The organism is Streptomyces sp. NPDC005955, from assembly GCF_042871255.1.
In the GTDB taxonomy this organism is placed as follows: domain Bacteria; phylum Actinomycetota; class Actinomycetes; order Streptomycetales; family Streptomycetaceae; genus Streptomyces.
Window position 1 is genome coordinate 89,600 of record NZ_JBIAIF010000006.1, and the last position, 26,665, is coordinate 116,264.

Genomic DNA, 26,665 nt, shown 5'->3' on the forward strand with positions numbered 1-26,665 from the left:
AGACATGTGCACTGTGTGCAAGCACCCTAAAACACCGTGTTGAGGGACATATATCCGATAAGAAAGCCCTCCACGGTGACCGTGGAGGGCGTCGGGGCGTCGGGGTGTCGAGCGTCGGGGTGTTCCGGGTGGCGTGCGTCCGGGACGGGGCGGGGCACGTCCGGGGTGGCGGGGTGCCGTCGGTACGCCGCCCGGAGGGGTGCGGCCGGGCGGGGGTGCCGGGTCAGAACGGGTAGTCGGCGACGACCCAGGTCGCGAACTCGCGCCACTGGGCCACTCCGGCCTGGTGGGCGGGGTGCTCCAGGTACCGCTTCAGGGCGTCGGCGTCCGCGACGGCCGAGTTGATCGCGAAGTCGTAGGCGATGGGCCGGTCGCTGATGTTCCACGCGCACTCCCAGAACGCCAGCTCCGGGATCTGTCCGCCCAGCGCGCGGAACGCCTCCGCGCCCGCGACCACGCGCGGGTCGTCGCGCTGCACGCCGTCGTTGAGCTTGAACAGGACGAGGTGACGGATCACGGGGGCTCCTTGGCGTGACGGGGCCGCGTGCCGGGTGAGCGGGGTGGCGGTGCGGCTACCCGCCGGCGTTGGCGACCCAGGTCATGAAGTCGCCGATGGCATGAGCGGCGTTGGAGATGCCTTCGAAGCCTATCTGGACGTAGTCCGCGGCCTTGGCGGGGTCGGTGATGATCACGTAGAGCAGGAAGACGATGACGACGTACAGCGCGATCATTTTCGTGCGCACCATCGGGCGCCCTCCCCTGTCGACCAGCCTCGTACGTCCCCCGCCATCGGCGGTGCAGTGTATCCCGGGACCAACGACCCGCCCATCCGGGCCCTTTGTCCGTCGCCGGGGGCGGATGCGGCGCGGGAGGCTGGGTGTGAGCCCGGCGGGATCTGGCAGGAATCCCCGCGGGGTTCAGGGACGAACCCCACTGCGGGGTCCGGTTCGCACCGCTTGTCCCCTGATGCGGGCCGGACTTGGGGAACGTCCTCAGGGGAGGGGTGGCACTCCCCCCGTTGCCGCTCCTCCCGCCAGGCCAGGGCGCGTGTCCTCCGGTGGGGCGGAGGACACGCGCCCTTTCCGTGTGTCGGGTTCCTCTACAGGTCGTCGGGAAGCAGCCGGAACGCCTGGTGGCCCGTCAGCGGTCGGACCATGCGGAAGTGGCGGTCCGTGGTGAACAGGACGTCGGTGCGGTAAGCCGCAGCGAGGGCGACGTTCATGGCGTCCGTCAGTCCGATGCCCTGCCTTCCGTCCGCGTCCGCATAGCCTTCGGCGACGGCGATCGCCGCGCTCAGGTGCGTGGCGACGGACGGCACTTCGAACCTGCGGGTAGCGGTGTTCTGCTCGATGAACCGAGCCGCGGTCAGGGCTTTGCGCGCACCCCCGCGGGTCGAGATCAGGTAGTCCAGCTCGGCGAGCACCATGGGTGAGATGACGAGGTGGCTAATCGTGGCCAGGGCCTTCTTGTGCGCTTCGTGTTCCGCGAGGCGTGCATCGAGAAGGCGGTAGAGGGCGTTGGTGTCGCCAATCGCGATCAAGATCAGGTCCCCATGCCCTTGAGTACGTCATCGATCTCCTCATCGGTGAGATCGGGTAGCCCCAGGTCAGGAAGGTCTATGGTGCCCATGGGGTCGGTCGGGTAGGGCGGGACCTCGTCGCTGATGGGTACCACCCGAGCGACCGCTACGCCGTTCTTGGTGACGGTGACGGTTTCTCCGCGTGCTGCCGCGGCGAGGATCTGCGATGACTTCTGGTTGAACTCCCGTGCGGTGGCCTCCATGTATTACATGTTACTACATGGAGGCCACGTCGAGGTGGTGAGCGGCGATGTGGGCAAGGTGCCTGACTGCACCCGGGGCGTGCCCTCGCGGGACCAACCCCGCAAGGACGGGGCGGCACTGACGCCTGGCGGTGTGGTTGCCCTCCGGGCTGGAGTGGTCGCCGTGGGGAGCGTGTCCTGCGAGGGGGCGCGTGGGGAAGATTCGCCCGGAGGCGGGCCCGCACGGCATCGGCGGCGGAACGCACAGCACCCCCCTGATCGCGTTTCCGCAGATCAGGGGGGTGCTAGAAGCGGTAGCGGAGGGATTTGAACCCTCGGTGAGTTTCCCCACACTCGCTTTCGAGGCGAGCTCCTTCGGCCGCTCGGACACGCTACCGGGAGAGACCCTACCCCAAGGTGTGCCGTGCGCCGAAATCGATATCCGGGCTCCGGCCGCGCACCTCGACGCCTCAGCGGCCGGCGCGGAAGAAGTCGGTGAGCAGCCGCCCGCACTCCTCGGCGAGCACCCCGGCGACGACCTCCGGCCGGTGGTTCAGCCGCCGGTCCCGTACGACGTCCCACAGCGAGCCCGCGGCGCCCGCCTTCTCGTCGCGGGCGCCGTAGACCACCCGGTCGAGGCGGGACTGGACGAGGGCGCCCGCGCACATGGTGCAGGGTTCCAGGGTGACGACCAGGGTGCAGTGGGCCAGCCGCCACTCGCCGAGGGCGGTGGCGGCCCGTCGGATCGCCACGATCTCGGCGTGCCCCGTGGGGTCGCCGGTGGCCTCCCGGTCGTTGTGGCCGGTGGCGATGAGGTCGCCGCGGGGGCCGACCACCACCGCGCCGACCGGCACGTCACCCCCGGCGAGCGCTTCGCGCGCCTGGTCCAGGGCCACCCTCATGACCCCTTCCCAGGGGCCTCGTACCGCATCGTTCACGGGTCCAACCTACCGACGCGGCGCGGGCGGGCGCCGCGGGGCGCGGGGTGCCGGACGGGGCACCGCCGCGCACCCGGCGGTGCGCTAGCGCACTGCTTCGAGCATCTCCGAAGCACCCAGGGCCTCGGCGATGCCGCCCAGCGCGTCGCCCGGTTCCAGGGTCCGCAGTTCCCGGCCGGGGACCCCGAGGTCGCCGAGCAGTTCCGCGTCCCCGAGCGGCCCGGAGGCGACGGCGTCCGGGCCGTCGGCTCCGGTGGACCCGTCTTCGTCGGAGGTCGAGCCCTCCGGCTCACCGTCCTCCGTACCGTCGAGATCGAGGGAGTCGAGGTCGACGTCGTCGTCCCCGTACTCCCGTCCGATCAGCTCGTTCATCAGGATCTCCCCGTACGAGCTGCGGGACGCCGCGACGGCGTCCGACACGTACAGGCGGGGGTCTTCCTCACCGTCCACGCGGACGACTCCGAACCATGCGTCCTCCTGTTCGAGGAGGACGAGGACGGTGTCGTCGTCGGTTGAGGCTTCGCGGGCCAGTTCGGCCAGGTCCGACAGGGACTCCACATCGTCTAGCTCCGTGTCGCTCGCTTCCCACCCGTCTTCGGTGCGCGCGAGCAGTGCGGCGAAGTACACCGTGACTCTCCCACTGGTCTGAGGCGTGCCGCTTGGGGTTCCCCCCGGCGGAGGTTGTGGGCGGGCCGTACGGTGCGAGTGCCCCGCCCATCGGAATCGTGGCAGAAACCACGGCCTGAGGAGGGGTCTTCCGCCTGCTGTGTGCGCGTCGCGTGCTCCGCCCGGGGTGTGCGCCACCTCGGGCGACCGCTGTCGTGCCCCCGGCGCGCGCCCGTCGCGAGCCGCTTCCCGCCGGGGTGGGAGCGCCTTGATCCACGGTGGGGGAGCGGTGTGTGCGGTGCTCCGGGCGGCGTCGCGCACGCCTCAGAACGTGTCGGGTGTCACTTTCGCCACGGCCTCGGGACGGGTGGCGGCGGCCGGGGGATCACCCCCGGAACGTCCGCATGCGCATCGCTTGTCGCATGCGTGCCGCACGGACGCGGCGCGGTTGCACCCGGCGTCGCAGTTCGCGCGCTTCGGCCAGATCGCGGAGGAACTGGGCGCGGCGCCTTCGGCGTTCGGCGTCGGTGAGGGGGGCCTCGGGGAGGTTCTCGGGGTCCTCCCGGTCGTCCCGGGATCGCTCCGGCATGGGGGTCACACTCCAAAGGGGGCCCCTGGTGGGCCCCGGTCGGTCCCTCCCACTTTCCCCCGATCGGTGGTTTTGATGCCAGCGCGGGTGGCTTGTGACCGCGGTTACTGTGGAGGAATGCGTCTCCACGTCGTCGACCACCCGCTGGTCGCCCACAAGCTCACCACCCTGCGCGACCGGCGTACGGACTCCCCGACCTTCCGGCGGCTCGCCGACGAGTTGGTCACCCTCCTCGCGTACGAGGCGACCCGCGATGTGCGGACCGAGCAGGTCGACATCGAGACGCCCGTGTGCCGCACCGCCGGGGTGAAGCTGTCGCACCCGCGCCCGCTGGTCGTGCCGATCCTGCGGGCCGGTCTGGGGATGCTGGACGGCATGGTTCGGCTGCTGCCGACCGCCGAGGTCGGCTTCCTCGGGATGATCCGCAACGAGGAGACGCTGGAGGCGTCCACGTACGCCACCCGGATGCCGGAGGACCTGTCCGGCCGTCAGGTGTACGTCCTCGACCCCATGCTGGCCACGGGCGGCACGCTGGTCGCGGCGATCCAGGAGCTGATCCGGCGGGGCGCCGACGACGTCACGGCCGTGGTGCTGCTGGCCGCGCCGGAGGGCGTCGCGGTCATGGAGCGGGAGTTGGCGGGCGCCCCGGTGCGGGTGGTCACCGCCTCGGTGGACGAGCGTCTGAACGAGAACGGTTACATCGTCCCGGGTCTCGGTGACGCGGGCGACCGGATGTACGGCACCGCGGAGTAGAGCCCCCTCCTGCCGCCTCTGCCGGCCGCCCCCGCCGACCGGAAACGGGGGCGGGGGCCGCGGGTGTACGGAGGAGCGGGCGTCAGCGGGTGCGGCAGGCCGCGGCGGAGGGGTCCGGCTTCGGGGACGGGTTCGCCAGTGCCGTGAGGGTGCGGGTGGCCGCGTCCTGGGGGGCGAGCCGGGTGAAGGCCGTCCCGATGATCAGGTCGACGTCGGCGGAGGCGCGGGCGTCGGTGCGCTGACCGGCGCCCGCGAGGTGCGCGGCGAGCACCGGCAGAGCGCCCCGGGCGGCACCCTTCGCGCCGATGACCAGGCCGGCGCCGGGCACCTTCTTGTCGTACTGCTTGGTGGCGTTGCCCACCTCGCCGATGGTGAAGCCGCGTTTGCGCAGCTCGTCGGCGGTCTTCTTGGCGAGACCGCTGCGCGGGGTCGCGTTGAGGACGTTGACCTTGACGGTCGAGGGCTTCGGGAGGCCGGCGGCGGCGCGGCCCACCGGTCCGCCCGAGGCGCCGGGGGACGGCTTCGCGGAGGCGGGTGCGCATCCGGAGCCCGCGGCCTTCGCCTCGTTCCCGCCGCCGGTGAAGACGTCGACGAGCTGGAGGGTGCCCCAGCCGATCACGCCCACGGCGGTCAGGGTCGCGGCGCAGGCCAGCACGACCCTGCCCCGTCGGCGACCCCGACGCATCCGTGGGTACTTGCCCCCTGTGATGCGGTACTGACCGCCCATGCCGGGGGGTGTGAGCATGCTCATGTGCGCAGCGTAGTGCCGTGCGGCGGCAATGCCTACTAAACGATCATTAGCGGGTGAACCGCGCTACCCGAAAGGGTCAACGGCGCCCGCTGCGTCCCGTGTGCGGGGCGCGGATCAGTCGAGTTCGAGCACCCGGGCGTGGAGGACCTGCCGCTGCTGGAGTGCGGCCCGGACCGCCCGGTGCAGCCCGTCCTCCAGGTACAGATCGCCCCGCCACTTCACGACGTGCGCGAAGAGGTCGCCGTAGAAGGTCGAGTCCTCGGCGAGGAGCGTCTCCAGGTCGAGCTGGCCCTTGGTCGTCACGAGCTGATCGAGGCGGACCGGGCGCGGCGCGACGTCCGCCCACTGCCGGGTGCTTTCCCGGCCGTGGTCGGGGTACGGCCGGCCGTTTCCGATGCGCTTGAAGATCACACGGAAAGCCTACCGGTCAAGCCTCTCCGGGCGCAGCCATGGCGGGCCAGTGCGAAGGTGGATCATAACGCGTATCGCGGTACGAACCGGTACCAGTCGAAGCGCCGTACCGGGAACAGGGGCCCGAACGATGACCGAGAACGAGTCGAACGCGTCCGTGCCGCCGGCCGCGCAGGAGATCGCCGCCGGGTACGCCTTCACCGGTCCCGCGCTCGACCTCGGGGCGCTGCTGTGGGACGGCACCTGTCTGCCGGGGGCCCAGGTCCGCGTTCCGTTGGCGGTGCTCAACCGGCACGGGTTGGTCGCCGGGGCCACCGGCACCGGCAAGACGAAGACGCTCCAACTGATCGCGGAGCAGCTCTCCGCGCAGGGGGTGCCCGTGTTCCTGGCCGATGTGAAGGGGGACGTGTCCGGGATCTCGGCGCCGGGCGAGCGGAGCGAACGGGTGTTGGGGCGGGCGGCCGAGGTGGGGCAGGAGTGGGAGGCGGGCGGTCGCCCCTGTGAGTTCTACGCCCTGGGCGGGCTCGGGCCCGGCATTCCGTTGCGGGCCACCGTGACCAGCTTCGGGCCGGTGCTGCTGGCGAAGGTGCTCCAGTTGAACCAGACCCAGGAGCAGTCGCTCGGGCTGGTGTTCCACTACGCCGACCAGAAGGGCCTGGAGCTGGTCGACCTCAAGGACCTGCGGGCCGTGGTCGCGTTCCTGACCTCCGAGGAGGGCCGGGGGGAGCTGAAGACGATCGGTGGTCTGTCGGCGGCCACGGCCGGGGTGGTCCTGCGGTCGTTGACGGCGTTCGAGCAGCAGGGCGCGGGCACGTTCTTCGGGGAGCCGGAGTTCGACACGGCCGAGTTCCTGCGCACGGTCGGGGACGGGCTGGGGGTGGTGTCCCTCCTCGAACTGCCCGCGGTGCAGGACAAGCCGCAGTTGTTCTCGACCTTCCTGATGTGGCTGCTGGCGGACCTGTACCACGACCTGCCCGAGGTGGGGGACGTCGACCGGCCCAAGCTGGTGTTCTTCTTCGACGAGGCGCACCTGTTGTTCAAGGGGGCGTCCAAGGCGTTCCTGGAGGCGATCACGCAGACCGTCCGGCTGATTCGCTCCAAAGGGGTAGGCGTCTTCTTCGTGACCCAGACGCCGAAGGACGTGCCCGCCGACGTGCTGGGACAGCTCGGCAACCGGGTGCAGCACGCGTTGCGGGCGTTCACCCCCGACGACCAGAAGGCGCTGCGGGCGACGGTGCGGACGTTCCCCGACTCCGGGTACGACCTGGAGGAGTTGTTGACCACGCTCGGCACCGGGGAGGCCGTGGTGACGGTGCTCAGCGAGAGCGGGGCGCCCACTCCGGTGGCGGCGACGCGGCTGCGGGCCCCGGAGTCGCTGATGGGGCCGGTGTCCGGGGAGGCGCTGGACGCGGCGGTGCGGGGGTCGGCGCTGTACGGGCGGTACGCGCAGGCCGTGGACCGGGAGTCGGCGTACGAGAAGTTGACCGCGCGGGCGGAGCCGGCCCCGGCACCCGGCCCGGCCGCGGAGACCCCGAAGGCGCCCGAGGAGCGCCGGGCGGACCCGACGTTGGTGGAGCAGGTGGTGGGGAGCGGGGCGTTCAAGTCGCTGGCCCGTTCGCTCGGCTCGCAGCTGGGGCGGGAGATCAGCCGGTCCCTGTTCGGGACGGCCCGCCGGCGGTGACGGTGCGCGGGTCGCGGGTGGTGATCGTGTGCGGGGTGCGGGTGGGGGCCCCATGATCGGGGTATGGACGTGAACCTTCACCTCGCGCAGCAGCCGGAGGCCGATGCCCTGTTGGGGCGCAGCCCGCTGGCCGCGCTCGTGGGGATGCTGCTGGACCAACAGGTGCCCATGGAGTGGGCCTTCGCCGGGCCGTACACGATCGCGCAGCGCCTCGGCGCCGACGATCTGGACGCCCATGAGATCGCCGCGTACGACCCGGAGGCGTTCGCCGCGCTGCTGTCCGAGAAGCCGGCGGTGCACCGTTACCCGGGGTCGATGGCGAAGCGGGTGCAACAGCTGTGCCAGTACCTCGTGGAGCACTACGACGGGCGGCCCGAGGCGGTGTGGGAGGGCGTCGACTCGGGGCGGGAGCTGTTGCGGCGGTTGAACGAGCTGCCCGGTTTCGGCAAGCAGAAGGCGCAGATCTTCCTGGCCCTGCTGGGGAAGCAGTTGGGGGTGCGCCCCAGCGGTTGGCGGGAGGCGGCGGGGGAGTACGGGGAGCGCGGCAGCCACCGTTCGGCGGCCGACATCACCGGACCGGAGTCGCTGGCGCGGGTGCGCGCCCACAAGCAGGAGCTGAAGGCGGCGGCCAAGCGGGCCCGGGGGTGAACGGGCGCGGTGCACGGGAGAGGGAGACGGGGCGGAACCGGGCTGAGAGCCGCCACAGCCCGGGTCCGCCGTCTGGCGCACGGCTCACTGGGAAGAGCCGTGCGACCACCCCCGCTACGTCGGGCGCCAGTACCCGAGGGACTTGACGCGCGGCTTGGGAACCGAGAGTTCCTTGCGCAGGTAGGCCGTGAGGGACCGTGTGGTGACGGTGTCACAGGCGACCCAGACGTAGAACTCGTCGGTGCCCCGATGGGTGCGGAGGAGGTCCGGGAGGGTGGACCGGACCTCTTCCAGGAGTCCCGAGCCGGTTTCCCGGCGCGGGACGGTGCGCAGATCGTGCCGTGCGGGGTCAAGGCGCATCGGCAGTTGGTCGTCGAGCGGGTGCGCCGTCTCGTACCAGATGGTCGCGGACGCCCCGCTCATTTCGTCGAGGAGGGAGTTGATCGCCGGGAGGGACGCGGCGTCCCCCACGACGTAGAGGTGCGCGGGTGCGGGTTCGGGCGGGGTGAACTCCGAACCGTGGACGGTCGCCTCGATGGTGTCGCCCGGGCGGGCGGCACGGGCCCAGTCGCTGGCGGCGCCTTCGTGGAGGATGAACTCCAGGCTGAAGGTGCCCTTCTCCGGGTCCGGGTCGACCAGGGTGTAGCCCCGCTGGTGCGGCTTGCCCGCGTTCTCGAACCAGATCCGCACCCACATCGTGGGGTGGGTGCCGGTCACGGCGAGCATGCCGCCGTCGGTGAGGTGCAGGCGACGCAGGCGGTCGTTGACCACCTCGGTGCCGGTCACGGTGAAGACGAAGTCCTTGCCGCGCAGCAGCTTGAGGACCGCCCCCTCCCATCCGTGACCCATCGCGAGCTCCCCGCCGTCGTGGTGCCCCCGGGGTGACTCGTAACCCCGGGGGCGTTGGAAGTTAGGTTAGCCTAACCTCCGCTATCTGGCGAGGCCGGATCTTCGGCGGGTCGTCAGGCGCCGTGCACGTACTCCTTCAGGTGCCGTGCCGTCAGGGAGGCTCCGCCGGCGGTTTCGACGAGTTCGGTCGGCGTGCCGGTGAAGACGACCTGCCCGCCGTCGTGGCCGCCGCCGGGGCCGATGTCGATGATCCAGTCGGCGTGCGCCATCACCGCGAGGTGGTGCTCGATGACGATCACCGAGTTGCCCTGGTCGACCAGCCGGTCCAGCAGGGCGAGCAGCTTGTCGACGTCCGCCAGGTGCAGGCCCGTGGTGGGCTCGTCCAGGACGTACGTGGAGGACTTCTCGGCCATGTGGATGGCCAGCTTCAGGCGCTGGCGCTCGCCGCCGGAAAGGGTGTTCAGCGGCTGCCCGAGCCGGAGGTAGCCGAGGCCGACGTCGTTCAGCCGGCCCAGCACGGTGTGCGCCTGGCCGGTGGGGAAGAAGGTGTGCGCCTCGGCGATCGACATGCCGAGGACCTCGCTGATGTTCTTGCCGCGCAGCCGGTACTCCAGCACCTCGGGGGTGTACCGCTTGCCCTCGCACCGCTCGCAGACCGAGGCGACCCCGGCCATCATCGCCAGGTCCGTGTACACCAGCCCGATGCCGTTGCAGCCGGGGCAGGCGCCCTCCGAGTTGGCGCTGAACAGGGCCGCCTTGACGCCGTTGGCCTTGGCGAAGGCGGTGCGGATCGGGTTCAGCAGACCCGTGTACGTGGCCGGGTTGGAGCGCCGCGAGCCGCGGATGGGCGACTGGTCGGCGACCACGACGCCCTCCCGGTGGGAGAGGTGGCCGTGGATCAGGGAGCTCTTGCCGGAGCCGGCGACCCCGGTGACCACCGTCAGCACGCCCAGCGGCACGTCCACCGAGACGTCCTTCAAGTTGTGCAGGTTGGCGTTCTCGATGGACAGCTGCGCCACGGGCTTGCGGACCGTTTCGCGCAGCCGGGCGCGGTGGCCCAGATGGCGTCCGGTGAGGGTGTCCGAGGCGCGCAGCCCCGCCACGTCACCGGTGTACTGGATCAGGCCGCCGTTCGTGCCGGCGCCCGGGCCGAGGTCGACCACGTGGTCGGCGATGGCTATGACCTCGGGCTTGTGCTCCACCACCAGGACGGTGTTGCCCTTGTCGCGCAGGCGCAGCAGCAGGTTGTTCATGCGCTGGACGTCGTGCGGGTGGAGTCCGGTGGTGGGCTCGTCGAAGACGTAGGTGACGTCGCTGAGCGGGGAGCCGAGGTGGCGGACCATCTTCACACGCTGGGCCTCGCCGCCGGAGAGGGTGGCGGAGGTGCGGTCGAGGCTGAGGTAGCCGAGGCCGATCTCCACGAGCGAGTCGAGGAGCCCGCCGAGGTTCGCCAGCAGCGGGGCGACGGAGGGTGCGTCGAGGTCGCGGACGAACCGTGCGAGGTCGCTGATCTGCATGGCCGAGCACTCGGCGATGTTGCGTCCGTCGATCCGGGAGGCCAGCGCCGCCCGGTTGAGGCGGGCGCCCCCGCACTCGGGGCACTCGGCGAAGACGACGGCCCGGTCCACGTAGGCCCGGATGTGGGCCTGCATCGCCTCGCGGTCCTTGGACAGGAACGAGCGCTGGATGCGGGGGACCAGGCCCTCGTAGGTGAGGTTGCTGGTGTCGACCTTCACCTTGGTGGTCGGCTTGTGCAGCAGGTCGTGCAGCTCGGTGTCGGTGAAGTCCGCGACCTTCTTCGCCGGGTCGTAGAAGCCGGAGCTGGTCATGACCTTCCACGGCCAGGAGTCGACGGCGTAACCGGGGACGAGGATCGCGCCCTCGTTGAGGGAGAGCGAGCGGTCCACCACCTGGTCGACGTCGATCTCGGAGGTCCGGCCCAGGCCCTCGCAGCGGGGGCACATGCCCTCGGAGCCGTTGAAGCTGAAGAACTGCGCCGTGCCCGCGTAGGGCTCGCCGAGCCGGCTGAAGACGATCCGCAGCATGGTGTACGCATCGGTCGCGGTGCCCACCGTGGAGCGGGAGTTGGCGCCCATGCGCTCCTGGTCGACGACGATCGCGGCGCTCAGGTTGCGCAGTCCGTCCACGTCGGGGCGGCCGACGGAGGGCATGAAGGACTGGACGAAGCTGGTGTACGTCTCGTTGAACAGCCGCTGCGACTCGGCGGCGATCGTGCCGAAGACGAGCGAGGACTTGCCGGAGCCGGAGACGCCGGTGAAGACGCTCAGCCGGCGCTTGGGGATGTCGACGGAGACGTCGCGCAGGTTGTTCTCGCGGGCGCCGCGCACCTCGATCAGGTGGTGGTCGTCCGCGGCGGCGACCGGGCCGGGCGGGTTCGCCGGGGGCGGGGTGCTGCGGTGCGGTGCGGTCGGCTGGTCGGCCTCGGCGGGCATGACTCTCCTCGGGCGCCTGGTGCGTGCGGGCACGGAGTGCCCGGGTACTCTACTTCGTACAGGATACACAGTATTGAATACGATGTACGCAGATAATGGGCGTGCGCTGGGAGGTCCGGGTGTCGAAGACCGGGCGGGGCGGTGGGCGGGCGGCGGACGCCACCCGCACGATGCGGCTGCTGTGGCGCGAGCCCGGCGCGGAACGCAGCGGGCGGGGCCCCAAGCAGGGGCTGAGCGTGGACGAGGTGGTCAGCTCGGCGGTCGCGCTCGCCGACGCGGACGGCATCGAGGCCGTGACCATGCGCCGCGTCGCCGAACGCCTCGGGGTCACCCCCATGTCCCTCTACACCTACGTACCGGGCAAGGCGGAACTGCTGACGCTCATGCTGGACTGGGCGTACCTGCGGATGCCCCGTACCGACCCGGGCCCCGGGGCGCCCTGGCGCGAACGGGTCACCGCCGTCGCGGACGACAACCGCGCCCTGTTCCTGCGCCATCCGTGGATCGCCGAGCAGGCCACCGTGCGCCCCGTGCTCGGGCCCGGGGTGCTGGGCAAGTACGAGCACGAACTGCGCGCCTTCGAGGGCACCGGCCTCGGCGACGTGGAGACGGACTGCGCACTGAGCCACCTCCTGGGCTTCGTGGAGTCCGTCGCCCGCGGCTCGCTCCAATCCCGGAGCATCCCCCGGGACACCGGCCAGAGCGACGACGAGTGGTGGGCCGCCCACGCGCCCCTGTTGGAGGAGGTGCTGGACCCCGAACGCTTCCCGCTCGCCTCCCGGGTGGGCAGCGCCGCGGCCCACGCCTACCGGGGCGTGTACTCGGCCGAACACGCCTACGCGTTCGGGCTGCGGTGCGTGCTGGACGGGTTCGCCGCCCTGGTGGAGGCGGAGCCGGCCCTCCCCTGACCTGCCGGCGTCACCCGGACGGCTCCCGCGGGCTGCGCCCCGGGCCACCGCGACGGAGTGTGGGGGTGGTTGCTTCCCCGGACGGTGCGAGGTGGACGCGTGAGCGCGATGGACGTACCGGAGGACCGGCCGCACGGCCTCACACAGGAGCAACAGCGGGAGCAGCAGGAGCAGGAACGGGCGGCGCGGGCGGCCCGGGGCACCGCGAACCCCACCCTCACCTGGGTGACCCTCGCCCTGATGACCACCGCGTCGGTCGCCAGTCTGCGGGCCGCGCCGACCATGGCCGTCTACGGTCTCGCCTGCGTGTTCCTGTACATCGTGCCGGCGATCGTCTTCCTGCTGCCGACCTCGCTGGTCTCCGCCGAACTCGCCTCCGGCTGGAGCGGCGGCGTCTACCGCTGGGTCAGCGAGGGCCTGTCGAAGCCGCTCGGCTTCCTCGCCGTCTGGTGCCAGTTCGCGATGACGATCTTCTACTACCCCAGCCTGCTGGCCTTCGTCGCGAGCACGATCGCGTACATCATCGATCCGGCGCTGGCCGCCAACGGCCTCTACACCGCCGTCGTCATCATGATCCTGTACTGGACGGGCGTCTGGGTCTCCTCGCGCGGCACCGGGACGCTCGCCGGGCTGTCCTCCTGGGGGCTGATCATCGGCACCCTGGTGCCGGGCACCCTGCTGGTCGTCCTCGGGCTGGTTTTCCTCGGCCAGGGCAATCCGTCCGCCGCGCCGATGGACGCCGCCAACCTGCTGCCCCAGTGGGCGGGGCTCGCCAGTCTGGTCCTGATCGTCAACAACTTCCTCAGCTACTCCGGCATGGAGATGAACGCCGTCCACGTCTCCTCGTTGAAGGACCCGCCGCGGGAGTTCCCCAAGACGATGTTCCTGGCGATGGGGCTGGTGCTGCTGATCTTCATCCTGCCCGCGCTGGCCATCAGCTGGGTCGTGCCCGCCGACCAACTCAGCCTCACCGCCGGGGTCATGCAGGCGTTCGACGCCTTCTTCTCCTACTTCCACATCGGCTGGCTCACCCCGGTGGCGGCCGTCGCGCTGATCGCGGCGTCCCTCGGCGGGATGCTCGCCTGGCTCGCCGGGCCGTCCAAGGGCCTGCTGCTGATCTCCCGCGAGGAGGGCTACCTGCCGCCCTTCCTCCAGCGGCTCAACCAGCACGGCATCCAGCAGAACATCCTGGTCACCCAGGGGGTCGTCACCACCGCCATCGCCCTGATGTACGCCTTCATCCCGAACGTCTCCAGCGTGTACTGGATCTTCTCGGTGATCACCACGCAGGTGTACCTGATCGTCTACCTGTTGATGTTCGTCGCCGCGGTACGACTGCGCCGGACCCAGCCCGACCATCCGCGCGGGTTCCGCGCCCCCGCGCTGCCGCTGCTGTGCGGGGTCGGACTGCTCGCCTCGCTCGCCGCGCTCGCCATCGGGTTCGTGCCGCCCTCGCAGTTCGGCGGCGGCAGCGTCTGGGTGTACGTCGGGATCGTCGGCGGCGGGCTCGTGATCCTCGGACTGGTGATCCCGGTGGCCTTCCTGGTGTTCCGCCGGCCGAGTTGGCGCAGCACCGTGCCCGGTTCGGATGCCGATGGCGGTTCCGGTTCCGGTTCCGACGAAGGGAGGAGCGCCCCGTGAGCCCCACCCGTTTCGCCGCCCAGCACAAGTGGATCTACATCGGCGCGATCGTGCTGCTCGTCGCCTTCGTGGTCATCGGACTCCTCCGCTACGAGGCGGTGCGCAGCAGCAACGAGGCCACCAAGAAGGCCAACCAACTCGCCGACATGCTGGAGGCCGACGGCTTCCGCCGCCCCGACACCGCCGCCGTCGCCCGGGCCCTCGGCACCGACGGCGGGATCGTCTGCCAGGACCCCGACTCCGCCCTCAAGTCCGCCCAGTGGAAGACCAACCTCTCCAACGGCACCACCGGCCCCGGTCAGCGTCCGGTGATCTCCGACCGTCAGGTCGTCGAGGCCGAGGCGATCGTGCTCAGCGTGTACTGCCCCGACCAGCTGAAGCAGATCCAGGACCGCATCGACGAACTGAAGACCTCCGACACGGTACGGCGGTGACCCCATGGCCAACGGAACCAACGGAACCACGGACCCCGACGGGCTCGGCGCCGCGGTCGCCGACCTGATGTCCCGCGCCCGCGCCGACCTCGCCGAACTCGTCGCCATCCGCTCCGTCGCCGACCCCCGCCAGTACCCGCCCGAGGAGTGCGAACGGGCCGCCCGCTGGGTCGCCGACGCCTTCGCCGACGCCGGGCTGCACGACGTCCACCTCGCCCTGACGCCGGACGGCAGCCACGCCGTGCTCGGCCACCGACCCGCCCCGCCCGGCGCCCCGACCGTGCTGCTCTACTGCCACTACGACGTGCAACCGCCGCTGGGCGAGGACGCCTGGCACTCCCCGCCGTTCACCCTCACCGAACGCGACGGGCGCTGGTACGGGCGCGGCGCCGCGGACTGCAAGGGCAACGTCGTCATGCACCTCACCGCCCTGCGCGCGCTCGGAGCGGACGCGATCCCGGTGGGCCTCAAGTTCGTCGCCGAGGGGTCCGAGGAGCAGGGCACCGGCGGCCTGGAGGCGTACGTCGCCGCCCATCCCGAGGAGTTCCTCGCCGACGCGCTCCTGGTCTGCGACACCGGGAACGCCGCCGTGGGCGTCCCCACCGCCACCACCTCGCTGCGCGGCCTCGCCGACCTCGTGGTCACCGTCCGCACCCTGGAGGGCGAGGTGCACTCCGGCATGTTCGGCGGCCCCGCCCCCGATGCGCTGGGCGCCCTCGTCCAGGCCCTCGCCTCGCTGCGCGACCCGCACGACGGCGGCACCCGGATCGACGGGCTCCCCGCCGACGGCACCTGGACGGGCGCCGGGTACGACGAGGAGCAGTTCCGTCGCGACGCCGGGGTCCTCGACGGGGTCCGCCTCACCGGGTCCGGCACCGTCGCCGACCGGCTGTGGGCCCGGCCCGCCGTCACCGTGCTCGGCATCGACTGCCCGCCCGTCGTCGGTTCCTCCGCCGCGGTGCCCGCGACCGCCCGGGCCCGGGTCAGCCTGCGGGTGCCGCCCGGCATCCACCCCGACACCGCCCGCGACGCGCTCACCGCGCACCTGGAACGGGCCGTCCCGTGGGGCGCCCGGGTGACCGTCGAGGCGGAGAGCGGCGGCGCCCCCTTCCGGGCCGCCACCGACGGACCGGCGTACGCGGCGCTCGACCGGGCGATGACCGAGGTCTACGGCCGCCCCATGGAGTTCCTGGGCCAGGGGGGCTCCATCCCGCTGTGCAACGTCCTCGCCCGGACGTACCCCCGCGCGGAGATCGTCCTCATGGGCGTCGAGGAGCCGCAGTGCCTCATCCACGCCCCCAACGAGAGCGTGGACCCCGCCGAGATCCAGCACATGGCGGAGGTGGAGGCCCGTTTCCTGCGCCACTACGCCACAGCGGCCCGGCGCCGGACGTGAGTGGACCCCCGCGGGCGACGCCCGTGCTCCCCGCGCTGGCGTGGCACGGGGGCGCGGCGGTGCGCGGGGTCCTGTACGCGCTGCCGGGCGGGCTCGTCGCCGCGTTCGACGACCCGGAACGGGGGCTCGCCCTCACCCTCGGCGGGCTGCCCGCGGTCGCCCTGGTGCTGCCGGCGACCCGGCGCCACCGGGCGCTGATCGTGCTGGTCGGCTGCGCCGCCGGGGTGTCCGTCGTCCTCGGGGCGCTGCTGGTGTACCGGGACTGGCTGGCCGTCGCCGGGGTGTTCGTGCTCGCGGTGGGCGCCGCGCTGCTCGCGGCCCGGCGGGCGGGCGGGGTCCTGGCGATGGCGCTGTGCGTGCCGCTGCTCGGCGTCGGCTTCAGCTACCCGGAGGTGTCCGGGGCGCTGGCCGTCGGCGCGTTGATCGCCGTGGGCTCGGCCTACGCCTGGCTGGTCTCCCTGGTCTGGCCCGAACGCCCGCTGCCCGGCCGGCACCCCAGTCTGCCGCTCGGCCGGGACGAGGCCCTGGGCTACGGGCTGCGGCTCGGTGCGGCGGGCGCGGCGGCCACCGTCGTCGGACTCGCGCTCGCGCCCACGCACCCCGGCTGGCCGGTGGTCGCGGCCCTGATGGTGATGCGGCCCCGCCCGGAGATGGTCCGCCGCCGGGCCGTGGGCCGGACGGTGTCGGTGCTGGTCGGCGGGGTGCTGGCGCTGGCGGTGCTGCGCACCTCGCCACCGGACGGGGTGTACGGGGCGCTGTGCCTGCTGACCCTCGGCTGCGCGGGCGGGGTGCAGGGCAGCCGCTGGTACGTGCTCGGCGGCTTCACCACCTTCCTGGTGCTGCTGCTCCTGTTCCAGGGGGACCGGGGGGCGGCCGGCGGACGGTTCTGGGAGCGGACGGTCGCGACGCTCGCCGGGGTCTCGATCGCGTACCTGGCCGGGACGGTGGGGCGCGGGGACGGTGCCGGGCGGGCCGGTGAGCGGTCGTGACGGGGGGTCGCTCGCGTGACGGTGCGGAGGGCGCGGAGGGCGCGGGTGGTGCGGGCAGTGCGGGTGGTGCGGGGCGTGCCCCGCACCGCGTGCCGGACCCGTTGCGTCGCTGGGCGGCGATCGGCGGCACCGTGCTCGTCCTGGTCACCGTGTACTTCCTGATCCCGGCGCGCGCCTTCGGCCCCGAGCACCCGTTGGTGAGCTGGACGGCGTTCGCGGTGTCCCTCTTCGTGATCGCCTGGCTGATCCTCAAGCACATCCGGGACGTGCTGCTGGAACGCGAGGGCACCCACCCGGCGTTCGCGATCCTGGTGCTGATGTGCGTGACGGTGCTGGTCTTCGCCGTGGCGTACCTGGCGCTGGCGCGGGACCCGGGGGAGTTCGAGGGGCTGTACACCCGGGTGGACGCGCTGTACTTCACGGTGGTGACGCTCGCGACGGTCGGCTTCGGCGACATCACCGCGCACGGCCAGTCGGCCCGGGTGGTGGTGATCCTCCAGATCGTCTACACGTTCGTGTTCCTCACCGCGGCGGCCACCGCGGTGTCGACCCGCATCCGCTCGCAGCTCACGAACCGCTCGGGCGGGCACCGTGGCGGTCGGCGAGATCACTGATCCGGGCGGCCAGCGCGGTGTCCTTCGCGGTGACGGCGCCGCCCGCGTCATGGGTGTTCAGCCCGAACTCGACGGTGGCGTACAGGATGCGGACGGCGGCGTGGTGGTTCGCCTGGTCCTCGACGGCGGCCACCGCGGCGTACAGGGCGGGCAGGTCGCCGCGGTCGACGGTGAAGGAGGCGGTCAGCTCGCCGTTGCGCACCGACCAGCCGGGCAGGTCGGACAGGGCCGCTTCCAGTTCGGCGGGGGTGAGGGGGGTGCTGGGCATCGGACGGCTCCTCGGCTGTGCGTCGCGCGGTCGGTCGGGCGGCGCGGGCCGGCCGCCCCTGCTGTTGTACACCTCCGGCCCCGCGGGGAGGTGGACCGCACCGGGCACGGCAGCCGGAGCGCGTCGAAGGTTGCCGGAGGGCGGCATTGCCGGCACACGAACAAGCGGGCGACCATGTGCCCCCAGCGGACCGGGTGTTGCGTCCCCGGTCCCGTGCGATCGCGAAGAGGAGAGCCGCATGGAGTGGGTAGTGGGCGCGGCCGTGTTCGTGGGCGGGTTGGCGATGGCCGCGGGCCTGGTGATGATCGTGACGGGGCGGGCCCTGCCCGGGGTGCGCCGCTCGGGCGCCCGACCGCGGCTCCACGGCTCGGGCGCCCTGCTCATGGGCATGTCCCTGGTGGTGCACGGACTCATCGACTTCGACGTGCTGCCGGACGCGTCCTGGGAGGTCCGCTTCATCGGCGGGAACGTCCTGCTGTTCGCGGGGCTCGCCCTGATCGCGGCGAGTCAGCTGCTGCCCGATCCGAACGGTGACCGGGTCGGTTCGCGCGGGGCCTAGCGACCACCCGGTCGCACGGCGGCGGTCAGATCACCGGGGGGCGGCCCAGGCGGGTCATGCGGGCGACCGTGCGCCAGCGCATGGGGCGGCGGGGGCCGCCGTTGGTGCGGACGCCCTCCCAGAAGCCGCCGGCCCAGGCGCGCAGGCCGTCGCCGGAGCGGGTCCGGGCCAGGGTGAGCAGCGTCCAGGTGCCGAGGTAGGCGGGGACGAGCGGGGCGGGCAGGTTGCGCTTGGCCAGCCAGACGCGGTTGCGGGCGGTCATCCGGTAGTAGACGGCGTGTCGGGCGGGGGAGGTCTTGGGGTGTTGCAGCAGCAGCGCGGGCTCGTAGACGATGCGCCAGTCCCCGTCCAACGCCCGCCAGGCCAGGTCGGTCTCCTCGTGCGTGAAGAAGAACTCGTCCGGCCAGACGCCCACTTCGTCCAGCATCTGCATGGACAGGGCGTGACCGCCGCCGAGGAAGGTCGTGACCTCACCGCCGCGCAGCGGGTCCGAGGCGCGGAGCCGGGGCACGTGCCGGCGCTGGGTCTCCCCGTGTTCGTCGGCGATGCGGAACGCGACGATGCCGAGGCGGGGGTCCTCGCCGTACATCCGGGCGAGGCGGCTGAGGACGCCGGTGTCGACCAGCAGGCCGTCGTCGTCCAGGTCGACCACCACGTCCACGTCGCCCAGGCGGCGCAGTTCCTCGATGGCGACGTTGCGTCCGCCGGACACGCCCAGGTTCTCCGGGAGTTCCACGCCGTGCACGCCGTCCGGCAGCTCGGGCAGCGGGGAGCCGTTGCCGACCACGACGATCCGCGTGGCCGCGAGGTCCTGTCGGGCCACCGAGTCCAGGAGGGCCCGCAGCTCGACCGGGCGGTTGCCCATGGTGAGGATCGCGATGCCCATCCGCGGATGACCCAGATGACCCATGAGTGAACTCCGTCCGTACACCGTTCGACCGGGCGATCCTATCGGGGCACCACCGGGGCTCCGTCCGGCCGGTGCGGGAACGCGGTGCGCGGTCGGGACGTTGGGTCGCTCGGTCGCTCCGTCGCTCGGTACTCGGCTGCCGCAGGGTGAGGACCATGACGTCGTACGGCGGCGCGTCCGGGAAGGGGAGCTTGACCCCGCGGGAGCGGAGCGGTCTCCGGCGTCCGATCCCGTGTCGGTTCGACTCCGATCGGGGGATTGCGGGGCTGGGGGCGATCGATCGCCCGCTGTAAGGGGAAATGGCTCGGTATGACCATTACCGCGAGTATCGACAGCAGCCGCCCCGTGGCGACGCTCATCAATGTGTTCACCGTCGCCCCGGAACGCCAGGCCGAGTTGCTCGCCCTGTTGGCGCGGGCCACCGAGGAGACGATGAAGCGACAACCGGGCTTCGTCTGCGCCAACTTCCACGCGTCGCAGGACGGTCAGCGGGTCATCAACTACGCCCAGTGGGAGTCCGAGGAGCACTACCGGGCGATGCTGGCCCGCCCGGAGGCCCGGGTGCACATGGACCAGGCCGCGGCGATCGCGACGGACGTGCAGCCGCGGCTGTTCCGGGTCGAGTCCGTGCACCCGCGGTGACCCCCGCGCCGGGCGCACACCGGCGGGCGGCGGTACGGGAGTTCCGTACCGCCGCCCGGTGCCGGGGTGCCGCCGTGCCGGTCAGCGGGTCGCCCCGTCGCGCACCCGATCGGAACCGGGAGCCCCGGCGGCGCCCTCCTCGGCGGCGGGCACCGTGCCCGTCGCCGGAACGCCCCGCAGCAGCGTCCACACCAGGACCGCCGTCACCGCCGCGAACCCCGCGCTGAGCGCCGACGCCGTCTGGAGGCCCGAGGTGAAAGCGGACTTCGCGAGCTGCGCCAACTCGCCCGTGTCCGCGGGGAGCCGAGCCGAGAGGTCCAGCGCCGCGCCCAGCGTGTCGCGGGCCCCGGCAGGGGCGTCGGAGGGCATCTCGGCCCGGTACACGGCGGTCGCGACGCTGCCGGTCACCGCGATGCCCAGGGCCAGGCCCAGGTCGTACGCGGTCTGGCCGGTCGCCGCCGCCGCGCCCGCCTTCTCCGGCGGGGCCGCGCCGACCGCCAGCGTGGTGCCGAGGACGCTGATCGGGGCCACCCCGAACATGATCACGGCCAGGGCCAGCGAGACCGGTACGACCCCTTCCACGACAGTGGTGACGGCGTACCCGGCCAGGGCCACGGCCAGTCCGGCGAGGATGACATGGGCCGGGCGGGTGCGCTGGGCGAGGGCGGGGGTCAGTTGGGAACCGGCGACCAGTCCGGCGGCGCCCGGCAGCAGCCACGTCCCGGCCGCCAGCGGGGACAGCCCCGCGACGGACTGGAGGTACTGCGGGACGAGGTACTCGACGCCGTTGAGCGCGGTCATGCCGAGCAGCAGGGTCAACAGGGCGCCGGTGAACGTCCGGTCGCGGAAGAGCCGCAGGTCGAGGAGCGGGTCGGCGAGGCGGTTCTGGCGTCGGACGAACGCGACGGCCAGGGCGGTACCGGCAGTGAGTGCGAGGGCGGGGGTCAGACCGGGTCCGTGCGCCGCCGTGTCCTTGACCGCGTAGATCAGGGGGAGCACGGCGAGCAGGAACAGGGCCACGCTCAGCAGGTCGAGCCGACCGGGGTCGGGGTCGCGGTACTCGGGCAGCAGCGCCTTCGCCAGCAGCAGCACCGGCAGCATCACGGGGACGCCGATCAGGAACACCGAGCCCCACCACCAGTGGTTCAGCAGGACGCCCCCGGCGATCGGTCCGACGGCCAGTCCCACGGAGAGTGCGGTGACCCACAGGGCGATCGCCTTGGCGCGCTGTCGGGCGTCGGTGAACATGTGGCTGATCAGCGACAGCGTGGACGGCAGCACCGCCGCCCCGGCGATGCCGAGCGCCGCGCGGGCCGCGATCAGCGTCCCCGGGTCGGTGGCGTACGCGGCGAGCACGGACGCGGCGATGAACCCGAGCGAGCCGAACAGCAGCAGCCGGCGGCGGCCGATGCGGTCGCCGAGGGTGCCCATGACGACGAGGGTGCCGGCGGTGAGGAAGCCGTAGATGTCGGTGATCCACAGCAGTTCGCTGCCGCTGGGCGTGAGGTCCGCGGCGAGGTAGGGGGTGGCGAGCCAGAGCACGCCCAGGTCGGCGGTCATCAGGGTGACCGGCAGCAGCAGGACCGCGAGGCCCAGCCAGGGGTGCCGGACGGGGCGGGCGGCCTTTGCGGGGGGTGCCGCTTGGGCTCGGGGTGTCTCTTCGGAGGTCATGGCAGGAGCTTCGGCCCCACCGTCTCGGGAACGGTTCGGGCCGTGTTCGGGCCGCCTCCGGGTGCGCTTCGGGTCCCCGCCGGGTACGGAACCGACACCCCGACGCACGCAGGCAACGCCGTACGGCGACGAGTGCCGTACGGCGTTGCGTGGGGTATCGGGGGGGTGGGGACGGTGGTGCGTCAGAGGTGGGCGATCGCGTGCTGCGCCTCGTCGAGCAGGTGCCGGACGCGGTCCGGGCGGCGGTGCTCCGCCACCCCGGACAGCTCCGCCCCGTACAGCACCTGGACCCGCGCGTCCTCGATGCCGCAGAACTCCGACACGCCCACGCGCAGTTGCAGGTCCAGGGCCGCGCCCAGGCCGGAGGTCGCGTAGTGCTCCCGGGTGCTGCCCGCCAGGCCGAGCCACACCATCCGCTTGCCGGCCAGCCGGGGCGTCCCGCGTCCGTAGGCGAAACCGTAGTTCCATACGCGGTCGATCCAGCCCTTCAGCACGGCGGGGACGGAGAACCACCAGACGGGGAAGACGACGACGAGGTCGTCCGCGGCGGCGATCCGGTCCATGTGGGCGTGGACCTCGTCGGAGTACCGCTTGTCGCGGTGCTCCCAGTCGGGTTCGTCGACCGGGGTCAGCCGGGGGTCGAAGCCCTCGGCGTACAGGTCGAGCACGTCGACGTGGCCGCCGCGGGACGTGAGTGCGTCGCGCAGCCGGACCGCGGCCTGTGCGGTCAGGGCGTCCTGCCGGGGGTGGGCGAGGACCAGCAGGGTGTGGCGGGGCGCCCCGCGGGCGCGGTCAGAGGCCAAGGCCGGACCCGCCGCTCGCGTCGATGTTCTGCCCGGTCACCCAGCGGGCGTCGGGCGAGGCGAGGAAGGCGACGACGTCCGCCACGTCGTCCGGTCGGCCCACCCGGTCGAACACCGAGTACGCGGCGGCCGCCGCCTTGGCCGCGGGGTCCGCCATCCACGGGTGGATGTCGGTCTCGACGGTGCCCGGCGACACGGCGTTCACCGTGATGCCCCGCTCGCCGAGGGTCTTCGCCAGGGTCAGCGTCAGCACCTCCACGGCGCCCTTGGTGGCGGCGTACGCGGTCATGCCGGGGAACGCCACCTTGGTGACGCCGGAGGAGATGTTGACGATCCGGCCGCCGTCGCGCAGTCGGGACAGGCCCTTCTGGACGATGAAGAAGGGGGCCTTGGCGTTGACCGCGAAGACCTGGTCGTAGCTCTCCTCGGTCACGTCGTGGATCGTGCCGGGGCCGGCGATCCCCGCGTTGTTGACGAGGACGTCCACCCCGTCGGCGTGCTCGTCGAACGCGGCCCACAGGGCGTCCGCGTCGCCGGGCACCCCCAGTGCGACGCCGATCGCGAACGCCGAGCCGCCCGCCTCCTCGATCGCCCGCACCGTCTCCTTCGCCGCGGCCCCGTTCGTGCCGTAGTGGACCGCGACCCGGGCGCCCTCGGCCGCCAGCCGCAGGGCGATGGCCCGGCCGATGCCCCGGCTGCCGCCGGTGACCAGCGCGGTCTTGCCGGCGAGCCGCCGCCCGGTGACCCGTGCGGCCGCCGCGGTGGTGGTCTGCGCCGTGTCGTTGACGTGCTCCATGATCGTGTCCTCCGGGACTGCGGGGGGCGGGACTTGAGGTGTCCCGTCCGCTGTGGTCACAGAGTGGAGCCCGCCGGCTCGGGTCGGGCTCGGGTCCGGTTCGGATGCGGTTCGGGGGCGGCACGGTCCGACGGGAGCGCGGGCGGAACGGTCCGGTGGGGAGGGGCGGCCCGTCCAGCGGGGGGCGAGATCGGCAGGATGACGCCAACTCGGCGCCGCGGCCCGGCAGCACCGTCGGCGTGCGCCGGGCGTGTGACAGGGTGCAAGGGGGTGCCGTCGGGCTCCCCCCGACGAGCGGACGACGAGGGGGCGGCGGCGTGAACGGGGTGCACGGCCGGAACACGGAGACGGACGGGAAACCGGGTCCACCCGGCACGGCGACGGGCAGCGGCATCCGGTTCGCGGTGCTCGGCGAGATCGCGGTGCTCGACGGCGACGACAACCCGGTGCGCGTACCGGAGTTGAAGGTACGGGCGCTGCTCGCCTCGCTGCTCGCCGCCCATCTGGTCGACGCGGGCCGTCCGGTCGCCGCCCACCGGCTCATCGACGACCTGTGGGGCGAGGAACAGCCGGGCAACCCGCTGCGCGCCCTCCAAGCGAAGGTGTCCCAACTGCGCCGCGTGTTCGACGAGGTGCGACCGGGCGGGCGGGCGCACCTCGCCTCCCGGGCTCCCGGCTACCAACTCCTCGTACCGGAGGGTGCGTTGGACGCCGACCGGTTCCGCGAGCTGGCGGAGCGGGCCCGGCAGGTGCCGGACGCCGACGCCCGCGCGGCGCTGCTCGCCGGGGCGCTGGACCTGTGGCGGGGCCCCGCCTTCGCGGACTTCGCCGAGGAGACCTTCGCCAGGACGGCCGTCGAGCGGCTGGAGGAGGACCGGCTCACCCTGGTCGAGGAGCGGTCCGCGGCCCGGCTCGACGCCGGGGACCACCTCGCGCTCGCCACCGAACTCGTCCCCCTCGTCGCCGAACACCCGCTGCGCGAACGGCTCACCGCCGTCCACGTCCGGGCCCTGTACCGGGCCGGGCGGCAGGGCGACGCCCTCACCGCCTACGAACGGCTGCGGCACCGGCTCGCCGACGACCTCGGCGTCGACCCGAGCCCCGAACTCGCCGCCCTGCACGGCGCCGTACTGCGTCAGGACCCCGAACTCAGTGCGCCCCCCGCCCCCGCCCGGGCCGTGGTCGCCCCGCGCACCAACCTGTTCGTCCCGCCCGGGGAACTCGTCGGTCGGGAGGCGGCCGTCGCGGAGGTGGCGCAGTTGTTGACGGGGCGGCGGCTCGTCACCCTCACCGGTCCCGGCGGGGTGGGCAAGACCCGCCTGGCGCTGGCCGTCGCCGACCGCGCCCGCGACGCCTTCCCCGACGGCACCTGGCTGGTGGAGCTGGCCCGCGACGGCGAACCGGTCGAGGCGGTCGCCGCGGCGCTCGGCCTGCGGGACGACGGCGTGTGGGGCGTCCAGGAACCCAGCGGCCCGGCGGAGAAACTGGCCGCCGCGCTGCGCGGGACCCGGACGCTGCTGGTGCTCGACAACTGCGAACACGTGGTGGACGAGGTCGCGGGGCTGGTGGAGACGCTGCTGCGACGGGCCCCGGAGGTCGTGGTCCTGACCACCAGCCGGGAGTCCCTGGCCCTGGCCCCCGAGACGCTGTGGCAGGTGCCGCCGCTCGACCCGGCGGGCGGCGTGCAACTGTTCGCGGAGCGGGCGGCCTCGGCGGCGCCCGGGTTCGTGCTCGACGACGCCAACCGGGCAGCCGTCGAGTCCGTCGTGCGTCGCCTCGACGGCATCCCGCTCGCCCTGGAACTCGCCGCGACCCGGGTCAGGGCGCTCGGCGTCGAGCGGCTGCTGTCCCGCCTCGACGACCGGTTCCGGCTGCTCGACGGCGGTCAGCGGGGGGCGCCCGCCCGGCAGCGGACCCTGCGCGCCGTGATCGACTGGAGCTGGGAGCCGCTGGCCGAGGACGAGCGGGCCGTACTGCGCCGGCTCGCCCCGCACCCCGACGGGTACGCGCTGGAGGGCGCCGAGGCGGTCTGCGCGGGCGACGGCGTCGAGCCCGCGGACGTGTTCGGCCTGCTGGCCCGGCTGGTGGACCGGTCCCTCGTCCAGGTCAGTGCGGACGGCTCCCGGTACCGGCTGCTGGAGTCCGTCGCCGCCTACGGCCGCGAACGGCTGGTGGAGGCCGGCGAACTCGACGCGGTGCACGAGCGGCACCTCGCCCGGGACACGGCCCTCGCCGAGGCCGCGGTGCCGGGACTGCGCGACGGACGCCAGGCCGGGGCGCTGGAACTGCTCGACACCGAGCGGGCCAATCTGCGCTGGGCCCTGGACACGGCACTGGCCCGCGGTGACGCGGCGCACGCCCTGCGGCTGTGCGACGCGCTCGCCTGGTACTGGGTGCTGCGCGGCCGGCTCGGCGAGGCCCGCCGGGCGCTGACCGCCGCGCGGGACCTGCCCGGCGGCGACCCCGCGGCCCGGGCCCGCGCCGCGGTGTGGCTGACCGGTGTGCGGATCATGTCCGGGGACGGGGCCGACCGCGCGGTGCGGATCGCGGCGGCGCTGGCCGAGACCGACGCCCTGGACGGCGGGCCGACCGGGGCGGGCGCCGTGCGGGCGCGCTGGTTCCTCGGCCACAGCCTCGCCGGCACGGGCGACCTGAGCGCCGCCGAGGCGTTGACCGGGCCCGCCCTCGAAGGCTTCCTGGCCCTGGGCGACCGGTGGGGCGAGGCGGCGGCGCTGTCCGACCGGTCGGCCCAACGGTTGCTCCGGGGCGATCTGACGGGCGCGGCGGACGACGCGGTGCGCGGCGCCGGGCTGTTCGCCGCGCTCGGGGACGCCTGCGGGCAGGTGTGGTCGGTGTACGCGCGGGCCTCGGTCGCCGAGATCCACGGCGACTACGAGCAGGCCCGTGCGGTGCAGGAGGAGGCGCTCGCGACGGCCCGCCGGTTCGGGCTGTCCACCCTCGCCGCCGACCTGCTCGCCGGGCTCGGCCGGATCGCCCTGCTCCAAGGGGACTTCGACACCGCACGGGCCCGGCACGGGCAGGCGCTGCGGGAGGCCGCCGCGCTGGACTTCCGCGCCGGGGAGATCAACGCCCGCTTGGGGCTGGGGCTCGGCGCCCGCCGCGAGGGCGGCCTCGACGAGGCCGAGTGGCAGTTGCGGCAGGTCCTCGACTGGCACCGCGAGGTCGGTCTGGAGGGGGCCAACGCCCTGGTCCTGGCCGAGTTGGGGTTCGTGGCGGAGCTGCGGGGCGACACCCCGGCGGCGCTGCGGCTGCACTGCGAGGGGTACCGGGTGGCGCTCACCACGGGTGATCCGCGGGCGGTTGCCCTGGCCCTGGAGGGCCTGGCCGGTGCCGTCGCCCCCGGCAACCCGGCCGGTGCGGCCCTGCTGTTGGGCTGTGCGGCGGCGGCCCGGGAGTCGACCGGGGCGCCGCTGTCCCGCGCCGAACACGGGGACGTGGACCGGGCGTCCGCGCTGGCCCGCGCCGGACTGGGCGAGGCCGGCTTCACCGAGGTGTTCGGCGGGGGCGGCCGGCTCACCCCCGAGGAGGCCGTCCGGGCGGCCGGCGCGGGTTGAGGGCCCGGCGGCAGCACCC

The 26,665-nt window shown here is 73.1% G+C and carries 28 protein-coding genes and 1 tRNA gene; 12 read left to right on the top strand and 17 right to left on the bottom strand.

Features of this window, described 5'->3' with window-relative positions; genetic code table 11:
• Positions 1-223: 223 nt before the first annotated feature.
• The 8 genes from ACFYOU_RS16745 to ACFYOU_RS16780 all read right to left on the bottom strand — a co-directional run bounded on the left by ACFYOU_RS16745 (position 224) and on the right by ACFYOU_RS16780 (position 3,894).
• Entirely contained in the window at positions 224-517 is a 294-nt protein-coding gene (locus tag ACFYOU_RS16745) for a Dabb family protein (RefSeq protein WP_389764581.1), read from the bottom strand.
• 55 nt (positions 518-572) lie between these two features.
• Positions 573-746: a hypothetical protein gene (locus ACFYOU_RS16750; RefSeq protein ID WP_385484989.1), complete on the bottom strand. Its 174-nt coding sequence runs from the start codon at positions 744-746 to the stop codon at positions 573-575.
• 353 nt (positions 747-1,099) lie between these two features.
• Complete coding sequence (locus tag ACFYOU_RS16755) at positions 1,100-1,546, bottom strand: PIN domain-containing protein (protein ID WP_391306816.1); 447 nt, start codon at positions 1,544-1,546, stop codon at positions 1,100-1,102.
• Complete coding sequence (locus tag ACFYOU_RS16760; protein WP_387009293.1) at positions 1,543-1,782, bottom strand: type II toxin-antitoxin system Phd/YefM family antitoxin; 240 nt, start codon at positions 1,780-1,782, stop codon at positions 1,543-1,545. Before ACFYOU_RS16760 ends, ACFYOU_RS16755 begins: the two co-directional genes overlap by 4 nt.
• Positions 1,783-2,073: 291 nt before the next feature.
• Positions 2,074-2,158 (bottom strand) — tRNA-Ser (locus ACFYOU_RS16765).
• A 73-nt stretch (positions 2,159-2,231) separates the two neighbouring features.
• The gene (gene tadA / locus ACFYOU_RS16770; protein WP_385484986.1) at positions 2,232-2,663 is read right to left on the bottom strand and encodes a tRNA adenosine(34) deaminase TadA; all 432 of its coding nucleotides are present in this window, start codon (positions 2,661-2,663) and stop codon (positions 2,232-2,234) included.
• A gap of 120 nt (positions 2,664-2,783) precedes the next feature.
• Positions 2,784-3,326: a hypothetical protein gene (locus ACFYOU_RS16775; RefSeq protein ID WP_391306426.1), complete on the bottom strand. Its 543-nt coding sequence runs from the start codon at positions 3,324-3,326 to the stop codon at positions 2,784-2,786.
• A gap of 364 nt (positions 3,327-3,690) precedes the next feature.
• The gene (locus tag ACFYOU_RS16780; protein ID WP_389764584.1) at positions 3,691-3,894 is read right to left on the bottom strand and encodes a hypothetical protein; all 204 of its coding nucleotides are present in this window, start codon (positions 3,892-3,894) and stop codon (positions 3,691-3,693) included.
• 117 nt (positions 3,895-4,011) lie between these two features.
• On the opposite strand from ACFYOU_RS16780, the gene upp reads away from it, so the two are divergent.
• On the top strand, positions 4,012-4,647 hold the full coding sequence (gene upp / locus ACFYOU_RS16785; RefSeq protein ID WP_387009299.1) for a uracil phosphoribosyltransferase: 636 nt from the start codon (positions 4,012-4,014) through the stop codon (positions 4,645-4,647).
• A gap of 82 nt (positions 4,648-4,729) precedes the next feature.
• On the opposite strand, the gene ACFYOU_RS16790 is transcribed toward upp, so the two are convergent.
• Complete coding sequence (locus ACFYOU_RS16790) at positions 4,730-5,398, bottom strand: LytR C-terminal domain-containing protein (RefSeq protein ID WP_391306428.1); 669 nt, start codon at positions 5,396-5,398, stop codon at positions 4,730-4,732.
• Between the two features lie 114 nt (positions 5,399-5,512).
• Positions 5,513-5,809, bottom strand: coding sequence for a type II toxin-antitoxin system VapB family antitoxin (locus ACFYOU_RS16795; RefSeq protein WP_003949502.1), 297 nt, complete (start codon positions 5,807-5,809; stop codon positions 5,513-5,515).
• A 130-nt stretch (positions 5,810-5,939) separates the two neighbouring features.
• Here ACFYOU_RS16795 and ACFYOU_RS16800 point away from each other — a divergent pair, with 130 nt between their 5' ends.
• Both ACFYOU_RS16800 and ACFYOU_RS16805 read left to right on the top strand, forming a co-directional pair.
• Positions 5,940-7,490 carry a helicase HerA-like domain-containing protein gene (locus ACFYOU_RS16800; protein ID WP_391306430.1) on the top strand — a complete coding sequence of 517 codons (1,551 nt, stop codon included), beginning with the start codon at positions 5,940-5,942 and terminating at the stop codon, positions 7,488-7,490.
• A 63-nt stretch (positions 7,491-7,553) separates the two neighbouring features.
• Positions 7,554-8,138: an HhH-GPD-type base excision DNA repair protein gene (locus tag ACFYOU_RS16805; protein WP_389764590.1), complete on the top strand. Its 585-nt coding sequence runs from the start codon at positions 7,554-7,556 to the stop codon at positions 8,136-8,138.
• A 114-nt stretch (positions 8,139-8,252) separates the two neighbouring features.
• Here ACFYOU_RS16805 and ACFYOU_RS16810 read toward each other — a convergent pair whose 3' ends face one another.
• Both ACFYOU_RS16810 and ACFYOU_RS16815 read right to left on the bottom strand, forming a co-directional pair.
• The gene (locus ACFYOU_RS16810; protein WP_385484971.1) at positions 8,253-8,987 is read right to left on the bottom strand and encodes a siderophore-interacting protein; all 735 of its coding nucleotides are present in this window, start codon (positions 8,985-8,987) and stop codon (positions 8,253-8,255) included.
• Between the two features lie 113 nt (positions 8,988-9,100).
• The gene (locus tag ACFYOU_RS16815) at positions 9,101-11,440 is read right to left on the bottom strand and encodes an ATP-binding cassette domain-containing protein (protein ID WP_391306432.1); all 2,340 of its coding nucleotides are present in this window, start codon (positions 11,438-11,440) and stop codon (positions 9,101-9,103) included.
• Positions 11,441-11,535: 95 nt separating this feature from the next.
• Between ACFYOU_RS16815 and ACFYOU_RS16820 the strand changes: the two genes are divergently transcribed.
• The 6 genes from ACFYOU_RS16820 (at position 11,536) to ACFYOU_RS16845 (ending at position 17,422) form a co-directional block, all read left to right on the top strand.
• Positions 11,536-12,348: a TetR/AcrR family transcriptional regulator C-terminal domain-containing protein gene (locus ACFYOU_RS16820; RefSeq protein WP_391306434.1), complete on the top strand. Its 813-nt coding sequence runs from the start codon at positions 11,536-11,538 to the stop codon at positions 12,346-12,348.
• Between the two features lie 99 nt (positions 12,349-12,447).
• Entirely contained in the window at positions 12,448-13,989 is a 1,542-nt protein-coding gene (locus ACFYOU_RS16825) for an amino acid permease (RefSeq protein ID WP_391306436.1), read from the top strand.
• Positions 13,986-14,423 (top strand): hypothetical protein, encoded by a 438-nt coding sequence (locus ACFYOU_RS16830; RefSeq protein ID WP_389764599.1) that lies wholly within the window; start codon positions 13,986-13,988, stop codon positions 14,421-14,423. Before ACFYOU_RS16825 ends, ACFYOU_RS16830 begins: the two co-directional genes overlap by 4 nt.
• 4 nt (positions 14,424-14,427) lie before the next feature.
• Positions 14,428-15,819 carry a M20/M25/M40 family metallo-hydrolase gene (locus tag ACFYOU_RS16835; RefSeq protein ID WP_391306438.1) on the top strand — a complete coding sequence of 464 codons (1,392 nt, stop codon included), beginning with the start codon at positions 14,428-14,430 and terminating at the stop codon, positions 15,817-15,819.
• On the top strand, positions 15,816-16,808 hold the full coding sequence (locus ACFYOU_RS16840; protein WP_391306440.1) for an FUSC family protein: 993 nt from the start codon (positions 15,816-15,818) through the stop codon (positions 16,806-16,808). Before ACFYOU_RS16835 ends, ACFYOU_RS16840 begins: the two co-directional genes overlap by 4 nt.
• 89 nt (positions 16,809-16,897) lie before the next feature.
• On the top strand, positions 16,898-17,422 hold the full coding sequence (locus ACFYOU_RS16845; RefSeq protein WP_391306441.1) for an ion channel: 525 nt from the start codon (positions 16,898-16,900) through the stop codon (positions 17,420-17,422).
• Here the strand turns inward: ACFYOU_RS16845 and ACFYOU_RS16850 are convergent.
• Positions 17,376-17,690 (bottom strand): 4a-hydroxytetrahydrobiopterin dehydratase, encoded by a 315-nt coding sequence (locus ACFYOU_RS16850; RefSeq protein WP_391306443.1) that lies wholly within the window; start codon positions 17,688-17,690, stop codon positions 17,376-17,378. The two genes, ACFYOU_RS16845 and ACFYOU_RS16850, sit on opposite strands and share 47 nt — an antisense overlap.
• A gap of 238 nt (positions 17,691-17,928) precedes the next feature.
• On the opposite strand from ACFYOU_RS16850, the gene ACFYOU_RS16855 reads away from it, so the two are divergent.
• The gene (locus ACFYOU_RS16855) at positions 17,929-18,249 is read left to right on the top strand and encodes a hypothetical protein (RefSeq protein ID WP_391306445.1); all 321 of its coding nucleotides are present in this window, start codon (positions 17,929-17,931) and stop codon (positions 18,247-18,249) included.
• 25 nt (positions 18,250-18,274) lie between these two features.
• Here the strand turns inward: ACFYOU_RS16855 and ACFYOU_RS16860 are convergent, their stop codons facing one another.
• Positions 18,275-19,159 (bottom strand): glycosyltransferase, encoded by an 885-nt coding sequence (locus ACFYOU_RS16860; protein WP_391306446.1) that lies wholly within the window; start codon positions 19,157-19,159, stop codon positions 18,275-18,277.
• Positions 19,160-19,468: 309 nt separating this feature from the next.
• Here ACFYOU_RS16860 and ACFYOU_RS16865 point away from each other — a divergent pair, with 309 nt between their 5' ends.
• Complete coding sequence (locus ACFYOU_RS16865) at positions 19,469-19,801, top strand: antibiotic biosynthesis monooxygenase (protein ID WP_391306448.1); 333 nt, start codon at positions 19,469-19,471, stop codon at positions 19,799-19,801.
• Between the two features lie 81 nt (positions 19,802-19,882).
• Here the strand turns inward: ACFYOU_RS16865 and ACFYOU_RS16870 are convergent, their stop codons facing one another.
• The 3 genes from ACFYOU_RS16870 to ACFYOU_RS16880 form a co-directional block, all read right to left on the bottom strand.
• The gene (locus tag ACFYOU_RS16870) at positions 19,883-21,472 is read right to left on the bottom strand and encodes an MFS transporter (protein WP_391306450.1); all 1,590 of its coding nucleotides are present in this window, start codon (positions 21,470-21,472) and stop codon (positions 19,883-19,885) included.
• A gap of 182 nt (positions 21,473-21,654) precedes the next feature.
• Positions 21,655-22,275, bottom strand: a complete 621-nt coding sequence (locus ACFYOU_RS16875; protein WP_391306452.1) for an NAD(P)H oxidoreductase — start codon at positions 22,273-22,275, stop codon at positions 21,655-21,657.
• Complete coding sequence (locus ACFYOU_RS16880; RefSeq protein WP_391306453.1) at positions 22,265-23,071, bottom strand: SDR family oxidoreductase; 807 nt, start codon at positions 23,069-23,071, stop codon at positions 22,265-22,267. Before ACFYOU_RS16880 ends, ACFYOU_RS16875 begins: the two co-directional genes overlap by 11 nt.
• A 317-nt stretch (positions 23,072-23,388) precedes the next feature.
• Between ACFYOU_RS16880 and ACFYOU_RS16885 the strand changes: the two genes are divergently transcribed.
• On the top strand, positions 23,389-26,646 hold the full coding sequence (locus ACFYOU_RS16885; protein ID WP_391306454.1) for a BTAD domain-containing putative transcriptional regulator: 3,258 nt from the start codon (positions 23,389-23,391) through the stop codon (positions 26,644-26,646).
• Positions 26,647-26,665: the final 19 nt, after the last annotated feature.

What these genes read in the sequence shown, in the direction of transcription:
- ACFYOU_RS16750 (WP_385484989.1), bottom strand. Translation starts at nt 746, where the DNA reads ATGGTGCGCACGAAAATGATCGCGCTGTACGTCGTCATCGTCTTCCTG.
- ACFYOU_RS16760 (WP_387009293.1), bottom strand. Translation starts at nt 1,782, where the DNA reads ATGGAGGCCACCGCACGGGAGTTCAACCAGAAGTCATCGCAGATCCTC.
- tadA (WP_385484986.1), bottom strand. Translation starts at nt 2,663, where the DNA reads ATGAGGGTGGCCCTGGACCAGGCGCGCGAAGCGCTCGCCGGGGGTGAC.
- ACFYOU_RS16780 (WP_389764584.1), bottom strand. Translation starts at nt 3,894, where the DNA reads ATGCCGGAGCGATCCCGGGACGACCGGGAGGACCCCGAGAACCTCCCC.
- upp (WP_387009299.1), top strand. Translation starts at nt 4,012, where the DNA reads ATGCGTCTCCACGTCGTCGACCACCCGCTGGTCGCCCACAAGCTCACC.
- ACFYOU_RS16790 (WP_391306428.1), bottom strand. Translation starts at nt 5,398, where the DNA reads ATGAGCATGCTCACACCCCCCGGCATGGGCGGTCAGTACCGCATCACA.
- ACFYOU_RS16800 (WP_391306430.1), top strand. Translation starts at nt 5,940, where the DNA reads ATGACCGAGAACGAGTCGAACGCGTCCGTGCCGCCGGCCGCGCAGGAG.
- ACFYOU_RS16805 (WP_389764590.1), top strand. Translation starts at nt 7,554, where the DNA reads ATGGACGTGAACCTTCACCTCGCGCAGCAGCCGGAGGCCGATGCCCTG.
- ACFYOU_RS16810 (WP_385484971.1), bottom strand. Translation starts at nt 8,987, where the DNA reads ATGGGTCACGGATGGGAGGGGGCGGTCCTCAAGCTGCTGCGCGGCAAG.
- ACFYOU_RS16815 (WP_391306432.1), bottom strand. Translation starts at nt 11,440, where the DNA reads ATGCCCGCCGAGGCCGACCAGCCGACCGCACCGCACCGCAGCACCCCG.
- ACFYOU_RS16820 (WP_391306434.1), top strand. Translation starts at nt 11,536, where the DNA reads ATGGGCGTGCGCTGGGAGGTCCGGGTGTCGAAGACCGGGCGGGGCGGT.
- ACFYOU_RS16835 (WP_391306438.1), top strand. Translation starts at nt 14,428, where the DNA reads ATGGCCAACGGAACCAACGGAACCACGGACCCCGACGGGCTCGGCGCC.
- ACFYOU_RS16850 (WP_391306443.1), bottom strand. Translation starts at nt 17,690, where the DNA reads ATGCCCAGCACCCCCCTCACCCCCGCCGAACTGGAAGCGGCCCTGTCC.
- ACFYOU_RS16855 (WP_391306445.1), top strand. Translation starts at nt 17,929, where the DNA reads ATGGAGTGGGTAGTGGGCGCGGCCGTGTTCGTGGGCGGGTTGGCGATG.
- ACFYOU_RS16860 (WP_391306446.1), bottom strand. Translation starts at nt 19,159, where the DNA reads ATGGGTCATCTGGGTCATCCGCGGATGGGCATCGCGATCCTCACCATG.
- ACFYOU_RS16865 (WP_391306448.1), top strand. Translation starts at nt 19,469, where the DNA reads ATGACCATTACCGCGAGTATCGACAGCAGCCGCCCCGTGGCGACGCTC.
- ACFYOU_RS16870 (WP_391306450.1), bottom strand. Translation starts at nt 21,472, where the DNA reads ATGACCTCCGAAGAGACACCCCGAGCCCAAGCGGCACCCCCCGCAAAG.
- ACFYOU_RS16880 (WP_391306453.1), bottom strand. Translation starts at nt 23,071, where the DNA reads ATGGAGCACGTCAACGACACGGCGCAGACCACCACCGCGGCGGCCGCA.